Source organism: Mesorhizobium comanense (genome assembly GCF_005503535.1).
GTDB lineage: Bacteria > Pseudomonadota > Alphaproteobacteria > Rhizobiales > Rhizobiaceae > Mesorhizobium > Mesorhizobium comanense.
The window spans coordinates 30,626-50,962 of record NZ_SCNN01000009.1; the positions used below are offsets into that span (position 1 = coordinate 30,626).

The window sequence follows — 20,337 nt, forward strand, 5'->3', positions numbered from 1 at the left end:
GCGGGGGGAGTATCAGCGGCTTACGTAAAGGCCGACCGTTTTGCAAGATCAGGCTTTATCCGACCCATGCCCTTTGCCCTGCTGAAAGACCGCGCGCTGATTTCCGTTTCCGGCCCGGATGCGGAGCATTTCCTGCAAAACATCCTGACCACCGACCTCGACACGCTGGGTGTCGGCGAAGCAAAGCCCGGCGCGCTGCTCACCCCGCAGGGCAAGATCCTGTTCGACTTCCTGATTTCACGTGCCGGCGAGAACACCTTCCGGCTCGAGTGCCGTGCCGACATCGCGGATGATTTCGTTCGCCGGCTCATGCTCTACAGACTGCGCGCCAAGGTGGAGATTGCCAGGTCCGAACATGCACTTGTCACCGTCGGGTGGGGGAGCGAGTCAACCGCTTCAGAAAATGATTCAACCGCGGTGGCCGACCGGCGCTTCGGCGGCGAAGGCGTCATGCGCTCCTATACCGGCTCCAAAGGCCCGGATGACGAGGCGGCATGGCAGGCCTTGCGGATTGCGCGCGGCGTTGCCGAGAGCAAGACGGACTATGCGCTGAGCGATGCCTTTCCGCACGACGTGCTGCTCGACGAAATGGGCGGCGTCGGCTTCAAGAAGGGTTGCTATGTCGGCCAGGAGGTCGTCTCGCGCATGCAGCACCGCGGCACGGCAAGGCGACGCGTTTTGATTGTCCAGGCGGCGCTTCCCCTGCCCACCCCCGGCACCGAGCTTACTTCAGGGGGGCGGCCGGTCGGCACGCTCGGATCGAGCATCGACACGACCGGGCTTGCCATTGCCCGCATCGACAGGGTCAAGGCGGCACTTGACGCGGGTCAGCCGATCCTGGCCGGCGATTTGCCGGTGACGCTCGCCATCCCGGCCTGGGCCAAATTCAGCTTTCCCCAGGAAGCCGCCAGCGCGGAGGACGCCTGATGGCGGCGGACCGCACCGGCGCGCCACCGCGTGCCTGGCAGCGCATGCTGTCGGGCCGGCGGCTGGACCTGCTTGACCCCTCGCCGCTCGATATCGAGATTTCGGATATCGCGCACGGGCTTGCCCGTGTCGCCCGCTGGAACGGGCAGACCAGCGGCGAGCATGCCTTTTCGGTCGCCCAGCACTCGCTGCTGGTCGAAGCGTTGTTCAACGAACTGGCGCCCGCCGCTTCGGCCGACGACCAGTTGGCGGCGCTGCTGCACGACGCGCCTGAATATGTCATCGGCGACATGATCTCGCCGTTCAAGTCGGTGATGGGCGGCAGCTACAAGGACTGCGAACTGCGTTTGCAGCGGGCGATCCATCTGCGCTTCTCACTGCCTCCGGAACCGTCCGCCGCCCTGCGCAAGGAGATCAAGCGCGCCGACCAGATCGCCGCCTATTTCGAGGCAACGCTGCTCGCCGGCTTTTCGACCGCCGAGGCGACGGAATTCTTTGGCCGTCCGCGCGGTTTTTCCGCCGAGCGCTTCGACTTCACGCCACGCTCGGTAACCTGGGCACAGAACGCATTCCTGAAACGGTTTTCGGCCATCGAAGCCAAACGCCAGTCCTTTCCCGCTGCCCAATCGACCTTCGAAGAAGAGACCCGGGCTTAATCGACAGCGGCCGCCAAACGTGGCCCGGCGGGCATCCGGATTGCATGTCCGGCATTCCTTCATCCTACGATACAAGTACTCTTTGGCGTAATCCGCTACCGCTGTGACGGCTTCTGTCAGTGAGCGCGCATGGGACCGCTCCTATGTGTGGGCAAGCAAGATGAGAGGCAAATCATGTTTGACCGACACAGAAAGACAGCCCTCGTGACCGGCGCATCGTCCGGCATGGGCAAGGATATAGCGAAGCGCCTGATCCAGGACGGATACCAAGTCTATGTGGCTGCGCGCCGAATCGACAGGATGGAAGACCTGGCGAGGCTCGGGGCACGCCCCCTGCGCATGGACATTTCAAGGAATGAGGAGATCGAAGCGGCGGTTGCCGCCATCCTGGCCGAAGTTGGCGGCGTCGACGTCCTCGTCAACAATGCAGGTTTCGGGCTCTATGGGCCGGTGGAAGATGTTGGCATCGACGAGGCGCGATATCAGTTCGAAGTAAACGTCTTCGGGCCGGCTCGCCTGACGCAACTCCTGTTGCCGGCAATGCGCGAGAAGAAAGCCGGCACCATTGTCAACATCACCTCGATGGGTGGCAAGATCTACACTCTGCTGGGTGCCTGGTATCACGCTACGAAGCACGCACTCGAGGGTTGGTCGGACAGCCTCCGGCTCGAACTTGCGCCGTTTGGCATCAAGGTCGTGGTGATCGAGCCAGGCCTCATCGAAACCGGGTTTGGTGATGTTGTCGCTGAGACCCTTCTGAAACGCTCCGGGACAGGCGCCTATGCCGAGGTGAGCCAAACGGTCGCAACGGCGACCAGGGCGGCCTACGGCCACGGGCGCGGCAGCGACCCACGTGTGATCGCGGATGTTGTCGCCACGGCCGTAGGATCGGCAAGGCCGCGGACCCGCTATGCCGCCGGCAAATACGCGAAAACAATGATCGCGATCAGGAAATGGTTTGGCGACAGGATGTTCGACCGTATCATTCTGAGCCAGATGAGATGAAGACCGGCTGACTTTTCAGCGAGGAAACGACGATGAGCGGAGTCCCCGGCGACAAATGCAAGGTGCCGCGAGCGTTCTGGCGCGCGGTGGAGCATTTGGGCCTGCCGCCTTCTGCCGTGTTAAGGCAGGCAAGGCTTCCCGCCACTCTCCACCTCAATGACCAGGCCCTGGTGACCACATCTCAATATTTCGCCCTGTGGAAGGCACTCGAGGAACTGCGTCCCGAACCGGATCTGGGCGTCAAGCTGGTCGAAACGGCCGATACGGCGATCCACCCGCCCTCGACGCTGGCTGCCTTTCACGCGCGCAACTACCGTGACGGTATCGAGCGCGTTGCCCGCTTCAAGCGCCTCTGCACGCCTGAGCAGTTGCATGTCACCGACGACAGTGGCGAATGCACCATACGCTCCGAGTGGATCTACGCCGCGGAGCCGACACCGGCGGTCGCAACAGACGTCGCCTTCTCCTTCCTTGTCGAGCTCGGCCGGCGAGGAACGGGGCAACATATCATCCCCCATCGTGTCGAATTCGCCCGCCCCGACCCGAAGAGCGCCGCGCATCGGGATTACTTCGGTTGCCCTGTTCGCTACGCCGCGCCGCGCGACTTGCTTGTCCTGCGGTCCATCGATCTGGATCGTCCGTTTCCAGGACACAATCCCGAGCTCCTCGAGATTCTCACGCCCGCCCTCGCAGCCGCCCTTGGCGAGCTCAACGCACAAAGCTCGATTTGCGAACAGGTGAAGGTCGTGCTGAAGAGAAGCCTGGCTAGCGGAAGGCCGGAACTATCCGACGTCGCGCGAGACCTGGGCATGAGCGAGCGCACGCTCCAGCGGCGCATCACCGAGGAAGGCAAAAGCTTCCGCGAGCTTCTGGTCGACGCACGAAAGGAACTTGGCAGGCGCCTCCTATCCGATCCATCGGCAGACATAGACGAGGTTGCCTGCTTGCTGGGATATCAGGATGCCAGCTCTTTCTACCGGGCTTTCCGCGAATGGGAGGGTACGACCCCGAATCGGTGGCGGGACCTGAATTCCGACCCGCCGAAGCCGGATTCCGATCGCCTCCTGCATTAGAAGCCGACCCGGTCTGTCACGGTAGCCGACGTGCTTTCGAGCCGCCAGAACCGAACGCCGCCCCTCTTGCCGCGAATCCAGTATCTCAAGAGAACGCTAAATTAACCGGCGGCCATGAGAGTGTAACGTCCGGTCACGATCCTAGGCGCGCTCATGCCCGTCGCTCATCTCAAGGCTGGTTCGGCCCCAAGCAAGCAGAGGGCGGCAGCCGGCATTGGCCCGGCGCGCCACATGGAAGACGAACTGCGTGCGCAGAACGAGCGCTTCTCTGCCGCTGTCGAGAACATGTCGCATGGACTTTGCATGTTCGACGCCGAAGAGCGCATGATCATCTGCAACCGGAATTACATCGACATCTTCCGCCTGGATGCCAGGATGATGAAGCCGGGCATCCGCTTCTTCGACATCCTGCTCCACAGCGTCGACATCGGCATCGCCTCGCAGAGTGCCGACGAGCTCTATGCCATCCGCAAACCATACATCGACGGTGCGAAAGCCTCGACCTATGAGGAGATCCTGTCGGACGGCCGCATCATCGTCATCTCGCATCGGCCACTGGCCGTTGGCGGCTGGGTATCGATCTACGAGGATGTGACCGAGCATCGCCGCGCCGAAGAGGAGCTGAAAGAGCAGCACCGTCTCTTCGATGCGGCCCTCGCCAACATGTCGCAAGGCCTTTTGATGTACAGCGCCGAAGGCCGGCTCATCGTGCGCAACAAGCGCTTCCTGGATCTGTGCAATGCCAGGGCCGCGGATTTCAAGCTTGGCATGACGCATCGCCAGATGCTCGATAAACTCGTTCGCCTCCGCATTTTCGTGCCCATCGAGATCGACGCCGAAGTGGCAAGGACGAAGGCCTGTCTGCAAGCCGGCCAGCCACGTTCGAGCTATCGTGAGCTCGTCGACGGCCGCACGCTCTTCGTCTCGCGCCGCCCGCTCTCAGGCGGCGGCTGGGTCGCGACTTTCGAGGATGTCACCGAACGGCGCCGCACCGAAGAGCGCATGACCCACCTTGCACATCACGATGCGCTGACCGGGCTGCCCAACCGCTCGATGTTTCGCGAACGGCTCGACATGGCGCTGGAACGCGAGACGGTGATGCCGTTTGCAATCTTCTCGCTCGATCTCGATCGCTTCAAGGCGGTCAATGATACGTGGGGACATCCCGCCGGCGACTGGCTGCTGAGAAGCGTGGCCGAAAGGCTACGGCGCTGCCTGCGCAATGAAACGGACCTCGTCGCCCGCTTCGGCGGCGACGAGTTCGTGGTCATGCAGTTCAACTTCCGGGGCATTGCCGATGCCGAGAAACTGGCAAAGCGCATCGTCGAGGCGGTCGCAAGGCCGTTTCGCGACAAGAACCGCGAGATGCATGTCGGCGTCAGCCTGGGCATCGTAACATTCCCCAATGACGGCTCGGACGCCGATACACTGCTGAAGAATGCCGACACGGCACTATATCGGGCCAAGAGCGAAGGGCGAAATCTCTACCGCTTCTTCGAGCCCGGAATGGACGCCATCTTGCAGGCGCGCCGGGCGCTTGAGGTCGACCTCGAGACAGCGCTGCCGCGCCAGGAATTCGAACTCGCATTCCAGCCCATCATGAACATCGCCTCCGGCGACATCATTGGCGCTGAAGCCCTGTTGCGCTGGCATTCCCCGGCGCGGGGTATCGTCGCGCCGGAAGACTTCATTCCCGTCGCCGAGGAGACCGGGATGATCGTTTCGCTCGGCGATTGGGCGCTGAGAAACGCATGCGCGGCGGCGGCCACCTGGCCTCCCGGCCTGCGCGTCGCGGTCAACGCCTCGGCGGTGCAACTGGGAAGCGAAGGGTTTGCCCGCGGCGTCATCTCGGCGCTGGCCTTCTCCGGCATTCCGGCCAGTCAGCTGGAACTGGAAATTACCGAGACCGTGCTGATGGATGAGAGCAAGACAGTGCTGAAGACGCTGCGCCAGCTGCGCGAACTCGGCATCCGCATTGCGCTGGACGATTTCGGCACCGGCTATTCCTCGCTCGGCTACCTCAGGCGTTTTCCGGTCGACAAGATCAAGATCGACCGTTCGTTCACTCGCGACATGCGCAACCGCGACACCGCCGCGATTGTCCGCACCATCATAGAACTCGGCATGGAGCTTGGCATTGTCGTTACCGCCGAGGGCGTCGAGACCGAAGCGCAGCTCGACATGCTGCGGCACCACGGCTGTATCGAAGCGCAGGGCTACCTGATCGGCGCGCCGTCAAAGGCGGCGGACATCCAGCGCCTTTTGACGTCACGTGCACTGCACAGCCAGACCGGCTGAGGCTCGCCCTTCAACGCAGCGTCTCGATATACTTGCCGTGGAAGCTGACATAGCCGGGTTCGACGACCTTCAGATGGCGTTCGATCAGCGCGTGGAATTGCGGCAGCTGGTGAAACGGCACTCCCGGATAGGCGTGATGCTCGGCATGAAAGGGCATATTCCAGGCCAGCCTGCGAACCATCCAGTTGGTCAGCGTGGTGCGGGTGTTTTCCAGCATGTTGGCGACGAAGGGGCAGCGGCCATGCTCGGCCAGCAGGTAGAGCCGGAGGAAGGGCTGTCCAAGCAGCGCGGGTACGATCCAGACGTAGAGCAGCGTTGTGGCCTTGAACCAGACCGCGAGCGCCAGCACCACGACATAAAAGGCGATCATCGCGCGCGCCTCGGTGCGGACCTTGGGCAGGCCCTTCGGCGGCACATAGCTGTCGTGGCAGCCACCTGTAGCGTTGCTGTAGAGCGTCTTGAAATGCCCCCACCATACCGGCAGGCCCGATACATGGACAATGTACTGGCGCAAGGTTTCCGGTTTTGGGAAGGCCAGTTCCGGGTCGTTCTCCGGGTCCTGCGTGTATCGGTGATGGGCGAAGTGAAAATAGCGGAACCAGTCGGCCGGCAGCGCGATCGCCAGGCTGCACTGCCGCGCCACGGCATCGTTCAGCCATTGCGTTTCGAAAGCCGTGCGATGAACCGTCTCGTGCAGGAGCGTGAAGAGAAAAACGATCAATATGCCTTGCGGCAACATCAGCAGCGGCCAGAACGGCACCTTGATCGCTATCAACACACCAAGAAGCACGATCGCGCCGAAATGGAGACCGAACTGGACAAGCGCCGGCGCATCCGCCTTGCCGGTCAGCCGGCCGCGCTCTTCATTGGTCAGGGAGGCGATGATTTCGCGGTGATCCACGGGCTTGTTCCGGTCGATTGTGTTCATGCCAATCAGGATAACCCAGCAATAAACCTTTCTAAAAACGAGGATTTCTGCGAGATAGATAAGCTAAGCTTTTCTTTCCGGTCACCGCCATGGCACTTCCATCGTTACGCGGCCTTCAGGCCTTCGAGGCGGCCGCGCGCACCGGCAGCTTCGCGGCAGCGGCCGACGAGCTCTCGGTTTCGGCGGCGGCCGTCAGCCAGCTCATCCGCACGATCGAGGATCAGATCGGCCGCAAGCTCTTCCATCGGGTCAACCGGCGCGCCGTGCTGACGGAGGCCGGCGTTGAAATGCTGCCTCGACTGAGCATGGCGTTCCAGGAAATCGGCGCCGTCTCGCGCGAAATGTCCGGCGATGCGTTGCGGCCAAGGCTGGTGGTCTCCGTCCCGCCGTCGATGGCGATGGGCTGGCTGTCGCAACGCCTTGCCGGCTTCGTCGAGAGCCATGGCGCCGTCGACATATCCTTGCGGGGCGACGACGATCCCGTGCCTTTCGACCATGAACTGATCGACATCAGGCTCTCCTACGGTCCGCACTATCGCGAACACCCGACCGAGGAGATCGCCCGGGATGCCGTCTTCCCCGTCTGCGCGCCGGAGCTTGCAAAGATGGCCACGGCGGTTGGCGGGCCGCTCGCCGGACTGCCGCTGATCCACACCGACTGGGGGCCGACCGGCGCGTCGTTTCCATCCTGGCGCAACTGGTTCGAGGCGGCGGATGTCCAACCTGGCCGGGCGCGGCGCGGCCTCTCGGCCAACTCCTCGCGCGCGGCTCTCGACCTGGCCATTTCAGGGCTGGGGGTCGCGCTGGCGCAGGGGGTCTATTGTGCCGAGGCGGTGGAGGACGGCAGGCTGGTGCGGCCCGCCGCGAGCTCGATCGCGCTGCGCCAGACCTACTGCCTGACTATTCCGGAGCGGAGCGCGAGACGCGATGTCGTGGTGGCGTTCCGGGACTGGTTGATCAAGGAATGCCGGCGCGCTGTGGGCTCGCCGGCGTTGCGCTGATCCGACAGGCATGGATGGTTTACAAGTGTCCGCCGAGGGCGGCGACCATGTCCTTGTTGGTCGCCACGGGGACGATCTCGAACTCGACCAGATCGGCCCATTCGATGACCCAGCGCTGCAGCAGCGTGACGTCATCTGCCTCGACCAGCAGGAAGCAGCGGCTCATGTCGGCGGCGATCCAGCTATGATGCACGACAAGCTCCTCCGGCTTCAGCCGGCCGCGGTCGCGGAAGCGCCGGTAGATATCCTTGCGGTCGCAGCCGGTGAAATCCTCGATCACGACGAACAGCATTTATTCCCCCTGAATTACCGCCCTGGCCGGTCGAGCCTCTCGAGGAACCATTGCGTCAGCCGCACCCAGACCTCGTCCTTCTCGCCGGAATCCTCCCAGCCATGGTCGAGATTGGGGTTGTCGTTGACCTCGATGACGAAGACGCCGTCCTTGGTTTCCTTGAGATCGACGCCGTAGAGGCCGTCGCCGATGCAGCGCGCCGCCTTGACCGCCGTCTCGACGACATGGGGCGGCGTCTCCTTCAGCGTGAAGGTCTTGATACCGCCCTGGTCCGGCTTGCCATTGGCTTTGTGGTTGACGATCTGCCAGTGCTTCTTGGCCATCAGGTAGTGGACGGCAAACAGCGGCTGGCCACCGAGCACGCCGACGCGCCAGTCATATTCGGTCGGGATGAATTTCTGCGCGATCAGGAGGTCGGAATCCTCCAGCCATTCGGTGGCGAGCCGCTTCAGTTCCTCGAAGGTCTCGCATTTCTTGACGCCGCGCGAAAACGACGAATCCGGGATCTTCAATACCAGCGGGAAACCCAATGTCTGTGCCGCGAGCTCAAGGTCCGACGTGCCGGCAATCATCACCGTCGGCGGCACCGGCACCTTGTTGTAGGCCATCAGCTCGTTCAGATAGACCTTGTTGGTGCAGCGGATCATCGACAGCGGATCGTCGATGACGGGCATGCCCTCCTGCTGGGCGCGGCGTGCGAAACGATAGGTATGGTTGGAGATCGAAGTGGTCTCGCGGATGAAAAGCGCGTCGTAATTGGCGAGCTTGGCGAGATCCTTCTTGGTGATGGGCTCGATTTCGACCCCCATCTTTTCGGCGATCTTTGCCCAGTGGCGCAGCGACGAGATTTGCGAGGGCGGCAGTTCCTCGTGCGGATCGACCAGCGTGGCGAAAGTGTAGCGGGCCGGCGTGCGGCCCTTGGTGTCGCGCCACTCACGGTTGGTGTAGGTCTCCAGGCACTGGATGAAGCTTTTCTCTTCCTCCTCGGTCATCCTTGCCAGGGGGTGGAAGCCGATCTTGCGTATGGAGGCCCATTCGGCGCTGTCCTTGATATGGACCTCGAGCGCCGGGGCCCTGAACCAGTCGAACAAAAGCTTGGCGAAACGGTCCCAGACTTTCGAAGGCCCGATGCCGAAGAAGATGCACACCTTGGCCGGGAAAATTCCGCCAAGGTCCTTGCGGCACTTGTTGAGCGCCAGCTCCAGTTCCGGCAGCGCGTGCTCGTAGAGCTTGCGCTCGGACAGGTCGATCATCGTCTCGACAGTCGGGATGACCTTGTGGCCACGCGAACTCGCCAGCAGCGAGGCGTAGTAGCCGCGGCTCTGGTAGCCGTAATTGTTCGACAGGTTGATGACCTTCGGCCGCTGGCCGCGAAACAAAGACGGATGCGCGAGATAGTCGCGATTGGTGATGATCTTGTGCGGTGTCGCCACCTGGTCGAGATCGCTTTGCCGGCCGGTAAGAATGACCCAGGTCATTATCTCTTTCCCAAAGTGATGGCGGCGCGCAGTCCGTCGCGGCCGAACTGCGCCATGTTCATGAAGATGCCGTAAGGCACGGGAATGTTGGCGGCATCAAGAATGGTTTCCTGCTTTTCATCCTCAACCCAGGGGTCGTGAATGAGAATATGGTCGCCGTCATCGCCGATGGCCAGCACCCAGTGCGGCACCTTCTTGCCGAACATCAGGAACCCGCTGATCAGAACCAGCACCAGTTTTCCCTCCGATATCGCGGCGCGGATGTCATCGATGGTGAAGGGGCGGTAGTTTACCGGTATGCCGTAGGCCTCCGCGCGGCGGCGAAAGTCGACCTGCGCCAGCTCCATGACGCGGCGCTTGTCCTCGCTGCGCACGGACTGCAGGAAAAGCGCGCCGTAGAAAGACACGAAGATTTCCGCCGCGAGCCCGCTTTCATAGCCGGCGACCGCCAGGCCGAACGGCTCGCAGCCGCCGGGCCCGGACATCATGAAGACGGTCGTCGCTTCGCGCCAGAGGCGGATTTCCATCACCGGATCCGGCACGAAGCCATGGTCGAAATTGGCCATGGCCATCATCAGGCAGCACGGGCCGCAGGTGAACTCGCAAGTCTGCTGATAGAACGGAACCCGGGTGGCGACCGGCAGATCGCCCCGCAAGGTCTTTTCATAGCGCAGCGCCGTCTCGCCATCGGAATAGTAGCCCGGCTCACGGCCGATCTTGCGGTAGCCGGCCTGCTCGTAGATTCGGATGGCGCGGCCATTGTCCTCGCGCACTTCCAGGCGCAGCATCATGCGGTCGTGTTCGAACGCCGTCTCCTCCGCCGCCGACAAGAGCTGGCGACCGATGCCGAGCGCGCCGAAAAATGGGCCGACGGCAATGGAATAAAGCCGGGCTACCCCGCTGCCCTTGCGAAACAGCACGATCGCGTAGCCGGCGACCCGGCCATCGATTTCGGCGACCAGCGCCTCGGCGGTCTCGCGCTCGATGAACTGGCGGAAGGAGCGGCGCGAAATGCGGTCGCTCGAAAAAACGGCTTTCTCGATGGCGGCGAGATCATCGACGTCAGACGCGCGGGCCGTGCGGATCTCGGCAGGCATGCGACTTGAGAAAACCTCGATTGGGTTGCGGAAACGGCCCGGTCAAAAGCGTCGCAAACACCGGCCGAAGCGCCAGCATTCATCAAGCGCTATCGCTCCTTGATTAGGGCCGAATTGTGACAGTTTCCGCGGCGGCAGGAAAGCCGGCATGCTTTGAACAGAAACGCCGTTCGAAGCCCCGCAAGAACGAAATGCCAGGATCGGCTCAGCTCTCGAGCCCAGCCAGAAGCTGGCCATAAGCACTCTTGGCGACAACCGCCAATTGCTCGCGCGGCAGAGAGCCGACGACGGCGCAGCCATAGCCCTTGTCCAGCCAGTAGACGGCCTGCGGTCCATCCTGCGCCGAAGCGTAGGTGCCCTTGGCGTTCTCGCTCGATTCCGCCGTGACGAACAGCGATATGCGCTCGCCCTTGTCGTCCTCGTAGAGCAGCATCGCGGCCTTGCTGTCCCCAGCCGGCAGCAGCCGGCCGCCGATCAGCTGGAAACCGTTCGCGCTCAGGTCCGGCGCCACCAGCTTCAGGCCGACCCGGTTGGAGAGCCAGGTCTGCAGATGATCCTTGTCGCTGGCCGGCACTTCCACCGCGTGCCGCTTCTCGGCGGCGTAGATGACATGGGCGGCGATCGCCTGCTCGGCCAGCCGGTCTTCCGCCGGATCCTCCTGGCCGATGCCGTCGATGCCGGCAAAATAGCCGCCAAATCCGCCTGTTGCCAGGAGGACGGCAGCGGCGGCGGCAAGCCACCAGCGTGAGCGCGGCGCCGCGACCTTCACCGGTGCTTCGCCGAGCACGACCTTGCGCAAACGCCCTGGAACCGCCTCGTCCAGCACGCCGGCAAAGGCCGCACGCAGCGCCTCCCGGTCGGCGGTGAAGCGCACGCTCCTCGCCTTCATGTCGGGATTGGTTTCGAGCCAGGCATCGTAAGCCGCCCGCTCCTCGGCCGGCAGTTCACCGTCGAGCGCCATGTGGATATCACGTTCGGAAAAATCGCGGCGGATCATTTCTCGACGATCCTTATCGCGCGGCGACGCGCCGTATCGTCCAGCAGCCCGCGCAGCTCCTCACGTCCGCGCGCGATGCGCGACATCAGCGTGCCGGCGGGTACGCCCAGAATGTTGGCAGCCTCGGCGTAGGAAAAGCCTTCGATGGCGACCATGACCAGCGCGGCGCGGCGATCGGGGCTGATCGCCTGCAAGGCGTCGATGATCTCGCGCGAAGCGATGCCGTCCAGCTGTTCGGCCGGCTGGGCCACCGTCTCGCCCGCCTCCAGCGGCAGCATCGCCGCTTCGCCGCGGCGGTTCACCTTGCGCATCTGGTCGATGAACAAATGATGCATGATCGTAAACAGCCACCTCCTGGGGCTTTCTCCCGTCTGCCAGTTGTCGAGCCGCAGCAGCGCGCGCTCGAGGCAGTCCTGAACGAGATCGTCGGCGGAATCACGGTCGCGCAAAAGCGAGCGCGCGTAGCGGCGCAGACGCGGTATTTCGCCAAGGATTGCTGCCTTCTTCTCGTCCATGACCGCTGGTTTTCGAGGTCGCCCTTGTTGATCCGATTGAACGCGCCTTCCCGGCGCGGCGCAAGCGGCCAGCGCGAAGCGGTCCGCCGCCCCGGTCACCCAAGCAATGAGATAACGCCCGCGGCTGCCGATTTATTCCCGCGTGGCGAAAAAACCGATGTTTCGCAGGCGATTACCCATTTTCCCTTGCCGCCCTCGTCAAAAGCCGCTGGTAGAACAGGCCGATGCCGATGAGCACCGCGCCCAGACCGATGAAGGACAGCGCCCTGAGCACACCTTCCAGTTCCGACATGTCGAAGAGGAAGACCTTCAGCACGGCAACCGCGATGAGCGCGGCGGAGGCGATGCGCAGCACCTGCGACTTCAGCCAGACGCCGGCCGTGAGCAGCGCCACGCCGATGACCAGCCAGAGCGCCGAATAGCTATAGGTCTCCAGTTGGCCGAGGCCGCTCCACAAGCCGATGAACTCGCCCTTGAAAAGCCGCCTCACCGACAGCGTGGCGTAGGCGAAGGCAAGCACTGCCGCCACCAGGGCCAGCATCGCCGTATACCATTTCGGCCGCTTGCCCCGGGCATAGAGCGCAAGCCCTCCTGCGGCGATTGCCGGCAGGAGATAGGCCAGGAACAAGAGGTTGAAGACCGGAATACGGCCGGTCGATTCATCGGTGAACAGCGGGTTCAGCACCAGGAAATGCTGGACGGCGACGAAAGCGACCGAAACTACGCCGGCGGCCATCGAGCCGTAGCGCAGCACCGAGCTTGGCGCGCGCCTGTCGATGGCCACCAGGATCGCGCCGGCGCCAATGGCGATCAGCGTGTAGATCGCCTGTTCGGCAAGCGTCGGAGCATCGCTGTTGATGACGCCGCCATGCATGGCGTGACGCACCAGCATGGCAATGGTGAGCAGCGCAAACAGCGCCGCCGCCGCTTCCATGGCAAGGCGCGGCCGGCCATTGGTGGTGCGCGCCAGCTGCCATGCGGCCAGACCGAAGGCGAGCGCCGGTATGCCGTAGCCGGGCAGCAGCCAATTGAACACCGGCGTCGTGGACAGGAACTCGGCGCCGACGATCGTCGGATCGAAGGCGACGCGGCCAAGGACGGCGATGACGGCGCCGACCGAAATCCAGCCAAGCACGGGATAGGAGCGCCAGCGCGTCGCCAGTGCCGGCACGATCGCCGCGGCACCGAGCGTAATGGTGGTCCAGCCCGAGCCGAAAGCCATGTGCAGCATGAGGAGAGCGGCGATGGCGGCGCCGGCCAGGGCAACGGACATCGCCAGGCCGCCCTTGAGCGGCGGCTCCTCGCCCCGCGCTATCCACTCGCCGCCGGCTGCAAAAACCACCACCATGAGCGCCGCGGCCGAGGCATAGGCCAAATCGCGGTCGAGATCGCCATAGGTGAGCCACAGCGCCAGCAGGATGACCAGAGGGGCGATGACGCCCCATGCGGCCCAGCACGCCGCACGGATCCGTGCCGAGGCGGCGAAACGGTGGGCAGCCCATAGGCCGGCGCCGACGAAGATCAGCCCCAGGCCGATGCCGATCCGCAACGTCAAGGCATTGCCCGCCGCCACCGGCAAGCCATCGAACCCCAGATTGCCCTGGGTAAAATCGGAGCCAATGGTTGTGGGTGGAATAATACCGAGATGGATCATCACGGTGACCAGTCCAGCGGCGTGCAACAGCGGCAGCGCGCGCGGCCGATAGAGCGCGGTGGCGACAAGCGCGGCAATCACGAGTGCGCCCGGCAAGGCATCGCCGGCCGCGACAAAGGTCGAATCGACGGACAGGCCAAGCGCTGAAAACGCGACGAAAACCGCCGGTACGATCGACGGCCAGTCGAAGCCGTTCTTCGCAGGCCCGGTTTCGCCGCGGCTGGCCAGCCAGACAAACGCCAGCACGACCAGCGTCACGGCATCGATGAACAGGACGACGGCCAGCTTCGCGGCTAGCGCGTCAGACATGTAGAGGATGGTCCAGGCGCCGGTGCCGAAGAACGCCGCCGCCATCAGCGCTTTCCAGTCGCGCATGCGGGCGATGACGCCGGTGGCCGCCAACACGATGGCGAGGTAGCCGAACAGCGCCCAGACATTCGGCGCGGTCGAGGCGACCAGCGCCGGCGTTACCATGGCGCCGACGAGGCCGATGCCGGCCAGCGCCTGGCCGTGGATAAGAGCGGCGGCGATCGTCGCGATGCCGATGGCGCCGAGCAACGTGAAGGCAAGCGTCGGCCCGATGAAACCGTAAATGCCGTGCGCGGCATAGACGGTGCCGAAGAGTATGAAAGCGCCGGCGGCCGTCAGGATCGCCGGTATATAGGCGCCGGCCACACCTTGCACGGGCACCTTGAAGCCCGTGCGGCGGATGAATTCGCCGGCAGCGACCAGCACCAGGCCAAGCAGCCCGGCCATGGCCAGCCGCACTTCCGGTCCGAAGATGCCGGCTTCGATCGTGTAGCGAATGAGGAACAGGCCACCCAGGGCCAGCGCGATGCCGCCGACCCAAACCGCCCAGCGCGTACCGAGCGCTGTCTCGATATCGGGCTTGCCGGCCGTCTTGGCGGCCGGCACTTCGGTCTCCGTCTCCTTGGGCGCGGCCGCGGCGACGGCCCAAGGACCTGGAGCGGCCCCTTCGTCCGGGGTCTCCGCTTCCGTGGCCGCGGGCGCTTTTGCGACAACCGCCTCGGCAGTCGCCGGCGCGGCGGTATCGGCGACGGCAACAGCCAATGACGACGTTTGCGCCGCCTTGTCGGCGAGCGCCGCCTGCTCAGTGGCCTTGGCCGCCGGCTGCACGGCGCCTGAAAGCACGAGGCTGCGCAGCGCACCGAGTTCGCGCTCGATCAGACCAATGCGGCTCTGCTGACGTGAAATGATGACGAACAAGGCGATGATGGCGACGAGGCCGATCAGGCTTTCAAACATGGCGGTTCCCCCAAACCAGGCCAGTTTTCACTGACAATCAAATGTGGCCGGCAAACGACCGTACAAATTTACCAACAGGCCGAGTGGCGAGATACAGCCCGGATAGAATTCGACTTTGCTCATGCGGCGTTCTCCCCCGCGATCGCCTTGCGCGCCGGGCGGTGCTTGCGCAGGGCGGCGAGGAAGCCGGCACGAGCGTCCGGCTGCTCGATGCCGCGCGGCTCATAGACGTGGCGCGTGAAGAAAAACCCTGTCAGGCGGAAGGCGTCCTCGACCGCCGCCGCGTCCGCGCGCAGGCCGGAGCCGCGCTGCAGGAAGGCGGGCAGCGCCAGCATCTTGTCGTGCCAGGGCGCGCCGGCTTCGCGCGAAACCGCGCGCCCCGACTTCGGCGAGACATAGGCAAGATCCTGTCTTGCGCCGGTGGCCGCGCACTGGCTGAGATCGAGGCCGAAGCCGAGCTCATCAAGGATCAGAAGTTCGAAGCGCGCCACGAGTTCGCCAGCGGCATCCGCATCATCGAGATGGGCGATCATCACCGAAAGCGCCTCATAAAGGCCGCCATGCGAGTCGCGCTCGGGCAGCAAGCGCAGATGCGCCGCCATGGTCTGCAGTCCGTAGACGGCGATGGCGCTGTCCATGAGACGGGCGGCATTCATCTCGATCGCCTCGGCCTGGAAAGTGCCGAGATGTTCGTCCAGGCGCGCGCGCCACGACAGGTCTACGCGGTTGCCAGGCTGGAGAACCGGCTGTTGCTTGCGCGAGCGGCCGCCGCGGACGAGACCGAGATGGCGGCCATGCGCGCGCGTCATCACCTCGAGGATGGCGCTGGTTTCGCCATGCTTGCGGGTGCCGAGAATGATTCCCTCATCGCGCCATTCCATGCCTGAGCTTTTCACCCGTTGAGTGGCGAAATCAAGATAGGGCCTGTGCCTGCCGGGCCTGCATGGGATGCACGCAAAAAACCGCCCGCAGCGATACGCTGCGGGCGGCCCGGTAAAGTCAGTCGATCGATTAGAAGTTGCGCTGGAAGCGGAGGATGCCGCCGACGCTGTTTTCCTTGTTGGGCTTCGACCACCTGAAGTCGTCGGCTGCGCCAAATTTGCCATCGTGGAGGTAGTTCACTTCGGTCGTGATCGTGAAACCCGGGACGATGGTGTAGGCGATGTTTGCGGCCAGCGCGACGTTCTTGGCGTCGTCAGCCGAAACCTGGGCGTTGAACGCGGTCTTGTCGTTGAACTTGTAGGTGCCGCCACCCCAGACTGCCCAGTTGCCGCCCCACGGCTTGTACTGGCCACGACCCTTGGGGAACTTGTCGTCGGTGCCGTAACCGCCCATGATGAACAGCGACAGCTGCTTGCTGACGTTGACGTCGAGGCGAACCTTGCCCGCCACCTGCTCGTAGTTGCTGTCATAGGCGACGACGCCGGTGATCGCACCCCAGTCGCCCTTGTACTTCAGGCCGCCGACGACATGCGGAACGTAGCTGTCGATGGTGTCGCTGATGCCCGACGCATCGGTGCCTTCTTCAAGCGAAACCACGCCCGAGAAGCCGCTGCCGGCGTCGAAGTAGTAGCTGATGAGGTTGGTGTCCTTGATACCATACGGGATGATGGTGTCCTGGAGAACATTGCCGGCGTAACCGATGAACGAGTCGTAAGTCGTCTCGTCCTTACCAAGACGCAGGCCACCGAGCTGGATCCAGGCGAAGTTGAGGCTGGCGGCCTTATTGACGGCCTGCCAGTCGTTGGCACTGGAAGCGCTTTGATTGCTGTAGTCGTTCGACTTGTTGCCGAACTGGAAGCGGGTCTCGGTGAAGGTCTTCAACGTGCCGAGTTCGGTTTCCTGGCCGGTATAGGTCCGGAGCGCGAAACGCATGTTCTTGTAGTAGGTGTCGTGCGTTCCGTTGCCCAGGTGATCGGGAACGTTGTTGACGCCGTCCAGCGTGCCGGAATCGCCGACGCCGATGTCGTAGCGGAGGTAGCCGCCGATGCGCAGGCAGGTCTCGGTGCCCGGGATGTAGAAGTAGCCGGCGCCATAGACGTCGCAAATCTTGACGTATTCGGCCGGTTCCGGCTCGGCGACGACGACAGCGTCCGCGGCGCGAGCGCCGGACACCGCGATCAATGCCGCGGCTGAGCCGAGAAGGAGGCTCTTGATGTTCATTTTCTGACCTCTCCAGTCAAGTTAATAAAATGGCTTCTGATTTGTGGTTGGCGGATATGTTTTCCCGCCTCACCCCCACAACGAAAAAGGCTCGCACCGCGTCCCCTTTTCGCGGCGAACATACTCATCGACCTCCGCCCTTCAATGACAATTCCACAAATACGCCCGATTTCTAACACAGATTAAATCGGTGTTGCACAAATAACACTAGATGACGCCGCAGACGGCACAAATGGAACATTGTCACAAATATGTAATATTTGAAGACATTTTCCTGACTAAACTCAAACTTCAGCACTTTTGTCTATACTATTCATGCAAATAATATTTGACAGCTAAGGACCATCTGGCGATCTGTCGAAATATATCCGCCTCAAAGCCGTGACGAGAGCATGGCGAGCGATCCATGGGACCTGATCCCACCTCGACGAACATGATGACCGATGGTCGCTAGGCGAAACTCGGGGCACCGGCGTTGCGTTACTGGCCGCAGGAACATCCTCTCCGGTCGAGACAGCCACGCCGTGCCGCCCCTCTCCGCCCTTGCCGTCGCAGCAATCACCCTGTCGCTCGTCATGACGGGAGCATGGCTGGTTGCGATTCGGACCGGGCAGTCCGGATGGATCGATGCCATCTGGTCGCTCGCCGTGGGCGGCGCCGGAGTGGCCCTGGCGTTGCTCCCGTCGGATGGCGGATCACAGCTGGCGACACGACACCATGTCGTGGCCTTGCTTGCCGCATTCTGGTCGCTTCGGCTTGGCCTGCATATCGTCTCACGCACGATGAAGGGGGGTGACGATCCGCGCTATGCGCAGTTGCGTCAGGATTGGGGCGAAAATTTTCGCCGGCGCCTGTTCTGGTTCCTGCAGATCCAGGCGGCTTGCGCGCTGTTGCTGGTGCTCGCCATCGCGACGGCGGCCCACAATCCGGCATCGGAACTCCGGCTGGGCGACTGGCTGGGGATCATCATCATGCTGGTCGCGATCGCCGGCGAAACGTTGGCTGACAGACAACTGGCGCGCTTTCGCGCCGATCCCCAGAACAAGGGCCGCGTCTGCGATGCCGGCCTGTGGCGGTATTCGCGCCATCCCAACTATTTCTTCGAATGGCTGGCCTGGCTCGCCTATGCGGCAATCGCCATCGACCCGACGGGTGCCTACCCCTGGGGATGGATCGCCCTTTGCGGCCCACTCTTCATGTACTGGTTGCTCGTGCACGTCTCCGGCATTCCGCCGCTCGAGGCTCATATGCTGCGGTCGCGCAGCGATGCCTTTCGTACATATCAGCAACGCGTCAACGCCTTCTGGCCGGGTCCGCCCGCCCAACCCTCATCGATCCATAACCCCGGGAACCCGAAATCATGAACCTGATCGCCTCGGCCACCAGCATTGTCGAACGGACCGCGTTGCCCGATCCGCTGACCCGCTACGGTATCCAGTTTCTTGTAGGGCGCACCCGCCGCCGGCTGTCCGCCAGTTCCATGACCGGCGAAAGCGATTTCGCTCGCGACATGGCACAGCACCCGATCGCGACCCATGTCGAGGCCGCCAACGAGCAGCACTACGAACTGCCGCCGGCCTTCTTCGGTCTCGTGCTCGGGCCGCGCCGCAAATATTCAAGCTGCCTATACGGTGACGGCGCCGAGACGCTGGCGCTGGCTGAGACGCGTGCGCTGGAAGAAACTGTCGCTCACGCGGACCTGAGCGACGGCCAGCATATTCTCGAACTCGGTTGCGGCTGGGGTTCACTGACCCTGTTCATGGCCAAGCGTTTTCCCAAGGCCAGAATCGTCGCGGTCTCCAACTCGGCGCCGCAGCGCCATTACATCGAAGAACAGGCCAGGGCACGCAAACTCGACAATGTCAGCGTTATTACCGCCGACATGAACGACTTCGATCCCCATGATGTGTTCGACCGGATCGTCTCGGTGGAGATGTTCGAGCATATGTCGAACTGGAAGGCGCTGCTGGAGCGCGTCAGAAGCTGGGTTGCGCCGGACGGTAAGCTCTTCCTGCATGTCTTTACCCACAAGAATGGCTGCTATCGTTTCGACCATGCCGACAAGAGCGACTGGATCGCCAACCACTTCTTCACCGGCGGCGTGATGCCGAGCCACGGCCTGATTCGTCGCTTTCCCGATATTTTCGAGGTCGAGCAGGAATGGCGCTGGAATGGCGGGCACTATCGCCGCACCGCGGAGGACTGGCTGGCCAATTTCGATGCCAACCGGGGGCCGATCGACCGCATTCTGCTCGATGTCTATGGTGCTGATGCCGCGCTGTGGCGGCGGCGCTGGCGTCTGTTCTTCCTGGCGACAGCGGGCCTGTTCGGTCATGCCGACGGCGAGGAGTGGGGCGTCAGTCATTATCGGCTGCGTCCAGTCGCGGGCCAGCAGAGTTGAACTTTTCGTCCCCCTGGCGATGGATCAAGGATTATGCCGCGCATGACGATCCGCTGGTCGCGTCCGCCAATCTGATTGCCCTGGTGGTTGTCTCCAACCAGCCATTCTATCCGCTTTACCTCTACTGGCTGGTCGGACCCGACATCGCGCCGTCCTGCTGGCTGTTCCTGTCGACGCCGTTTTTCGCGGCCGTGCCGGCGATTACCCGCCTGAACAAAACCGCGGGTCGCGCGCTGCTGCCGCTCGCCGGCATCGCCAATACGGTGCTCAGCGCCAAGGTTTTCGGCGTGGCCTCCGGGGTCGAGATGTTCCTCATCCCGTGCGTCCTGATCGGCTTCGTGCTCTTCAGGCCCAGCGAGCGGCTGATCGGCCTTGTCATCGCTGCCCTAGCCTTCTTCACCTTCACCCTGCTGCATGGGCGTTACGGCGCTCCGGTGCATGTCTATACGCCTGAGCAATATGCAAGCTTCATCAAGCTCAACGCGACGAGCGTCGGCACGCTGACCGCTTTCGTCGGCCTGCTGGTGATGGGGCTTATCGGTGAAACGGAAGGGCGAAAAGGCAGCTAGAGCCGGATGAAGGCCGA

The 20,337-nt window shown here is 63.2% G+C and carries 18 protein-coding genes; 9 read left to right on the plus strand and 9 right to left on the minus strand.

Annotated elements, in window-relative coordinates; translation table 11 throughout:
* The first annotated feature begins 66 nt into the window (after window positions 1-66).
* From ygfZ to FFS37_RS16855, 5 genes are all read left to right on the plus strand, one after another.
* Window positions 67-927 (plus strand): CAF17-like 4Fe-4S cluster assembly/insertion protein YgfZ, encoded by an 861-nt coding sequence (ygfZ, locus tag FFS37_RS16835; RefSeq protein WP_137932079.1) that lies wholly within the window; start codon window positions 67-69, stop codon window positions 925-927.
* Window positions 927-1,583 carry an HD domain-containing protein gene (locus FFS37_RS16840; RefSeq protein WP_137932080.1) on the plus strand — a complete coding sequence of 219 codons (657 nt, stop codon included), beginning with the start codon at window positions 927-929 and terminating at the stop codon, window positions 1,581-1,583. The genes ygfZ and FFS37_RS16840 overlap by 1 nt, the downstream gene beginning before the upstream one ends.
* Before the next feature lie 174 nt (window positions 1,584-1,757).
* Entirely contained in the window at window positions 1,758-2,588 is an 831-nt protein-coding gene (locus tag FFS37_RS16845; protein WP_137932277.1) for an oxidoreductase, read from the plus strand.
* Window positions 2,589-2,620: 32 nt separating this feature from the next.
* On the plus strand, window positions 2,621-3,661 hold the full coding sequence (locus tag FFS37_RS16850; protein ID WP_137932081.1) for an AraC family transcriptional regulator: 1,041 nt from the start codon (window positions 2,621-2,623) through the stop codon (window positions 3,659-3,661).
* A gap of 153 nt (window positions 3,662-3,814) precedes the next feature.
* Window positions 3,815-5,959: a putative bifunctional diguanylate cyclase/phosphodiesterase gene (locus tag FFS37_RS16855; RefSeq protein WP_137932082.1), complete on the plus strand. Its 2,145-nt coding sequence runs from the start codon at window positions 3,815-3,817 to the stop codon at window positions 5,957-5,959.
* A gap of 10 nt (window positions 5,960-5,969) precedes the next feature.
* On the opposite strand, the gene FFS37_RS16860 is transcribed toward FFS37_RS16855, so the two are convergent.
* A complete protein-coding gene (locus tag FFS37_RS16860; RefSeq protein WP_137932083.1) occupies window positions 5,970-6,860 on the minus strand; it encodes a fatty acid desaturase family protein in 891 nt (296 codons plus the stop codon).
* Window positions 6,861-6,976: 116 nt separating this feature from the next.
* Here FFS37_RS16860 and FFS37_RS16865 point away from each other — a divergent pair, with 116 nt between their 5' ends.
* Complete coding sequence (locus tag FFS37_RS16865; protein ID WP_137932084.1) at window positions 6,977-7,888, plus strand: LysR substrate-binding domain-containing protein; 912 nt, start codon at window positions 6,977-6,979, stop codon at window positions 7,886-7,888.
* Between the two features lie 19 nt (window positions 7,889-7,907).
* Here FFS37_RS16865 and FFS37_RS16870 read toward each other — a convergent pair whose 3' ends face one another.
* The 8 genes from FFS37_RS16870 to FFS37_RS16905 form a co-directional block, all read right to left on the minus strand.
* Window positions 7,908-8,180 (minus strand): DUF3303 domain-containing protein, encoded by a 273-nt coding sequence (locus FFS37_RS16870; protein ID WP_137932085.1) that lies wholly within the window; start codon window positions 8,178-8,180, stop codon window positions 7,908-7,910.
* A 14-nt stretch (window positions 8,181-8,194) separates the two neighbouring features.
* Entirely contained in the window at window positions 8,195-9,658 is a 1,464-nt protein-coding gene (locus tag FFS37_RS16875; RefSeq protein ID WP_137932086.1) for a RimK family protein, read from the minus strand.
* Window positions 9,658-10,755 (minus strand): peptidase C39 family protein, encoded by a 1,098-nt coding sequence (locus FFS37_RS16880; protein ID WP_137932087.1) that lies wholly within the window; start codon window positions 10,753-10,755, stop codon window positions 9,658-9,660. The genes FFS37_RS16875 and FFS37_RS16880 overlap by 1 nt, the downstream gene beginning before the upstream one ends.
* 205 nt (window positions 10,756-10,960) lie before the next feature.
* A complete protein-coding gene (locus tag FFS37_RS16885; RefSeq protein WP_137932088.1) occupies window positions 10,961-11,752 on the minus strand; it encodes an anti-sigma factor family protein in 792 nt (263 codons plus the stop codon).
* On the minus strand, window positions 11,749-12,267 hold the full coding sequence (locus FFS37_RS16890; RefSeq protein ID WP_137932089.1) for an RNA polymerase sigma factor: 519 nt from the start codon (window positions 12,265-12,267) through the stop codon (window positions 11,749-11,751). Before FFS37_RS16890 ends, FFS37_RS16885 begins: the two co-directional genes overlap by 4 nt.
* Window positions 12,268-12,439: 172 nt before the next feature.
* Window positions 12,440-15,187: a DUF2339 domain-containing protein gene (locus FFS37_RS16895; protein ID WP_137932090.1), complete on the minus strand. Its 2,748-nt coding sequence runs from the start codon at window positions 15,185-15,187 to the stop codon at window positions 12,440-12,442.
* Between the two features lie 119 nt (window positions 15,188-15,306).
* Window positions 15,307-16,068: a DNA repair protein RecO gene (gene recO / locus FFS37_RS16900; RefSeq protein ID WP_137932091.1), complete on the minus strand. Its 762-nt coding sequence runs from the start codon at window positions 16,066-16,068 to the stop codon at window positions 15,307-15,309.
* 130 nt (window positions 16,069-16,198) lie between these two features.
* Window positions 16,199-17,350, minus strand: coding sequence for a porin (locus FFS37_RS16905; protein WP_137932092.1), 1,152 nt, complete (start codon window positions 17,348-17,350; stop codon window positions 16,199-16,201).
* A gap of 524 nt (window positions 17,351-17,874) precedes the next feature.
* On the opposite strand from FFS37_RS16905, the gene FFS37_RS16910 reads away from it, so the two are divergent.
* From FFS37_RS16910 to FFS37_RS16920, 3 genes are read left to right on the plus strand one after another with little or no spacing between them, the layout of a single operon-like run.
* A complete protein-coding gene (locus FFS37_RS16910; protein WP_232375698.1) occupies window positions 17,875-18,714 on the plus strand; it encodes a DUF1295 domain-containing protein in 840 nt (279 codons plus the stop codon).
* A complete protein-coding gene (locus FFS37_RS16915) occupies window positions 18,711-19,751 on the plus strand; it encodes an SAM-dependent methyltransferase (RefSeq protein ID WP_137932094.1) in 1,041 nt (346 codons plus the stop codon). Before FFS37_RS16910 ends, FFS37_RS16915 begins: the two co-directional genes overlap by 4 nt.
* A complete protein-coding gene (locus tag FFS37_RS16920; RefSeq protein WP_137932095.1) occupies window positions 19,748-20,320 on the plus strand; it encodes a hypothetical protein in 573 nt (190 codons plus the stop codon). The genes FFS37_RS16915 and FFS37_RS16920 overlap by 4 nt, the downstream gene beginning before the upstream one ends.
* Window positions 20,321-20,337: the final 17 nt, after the last annotated feature.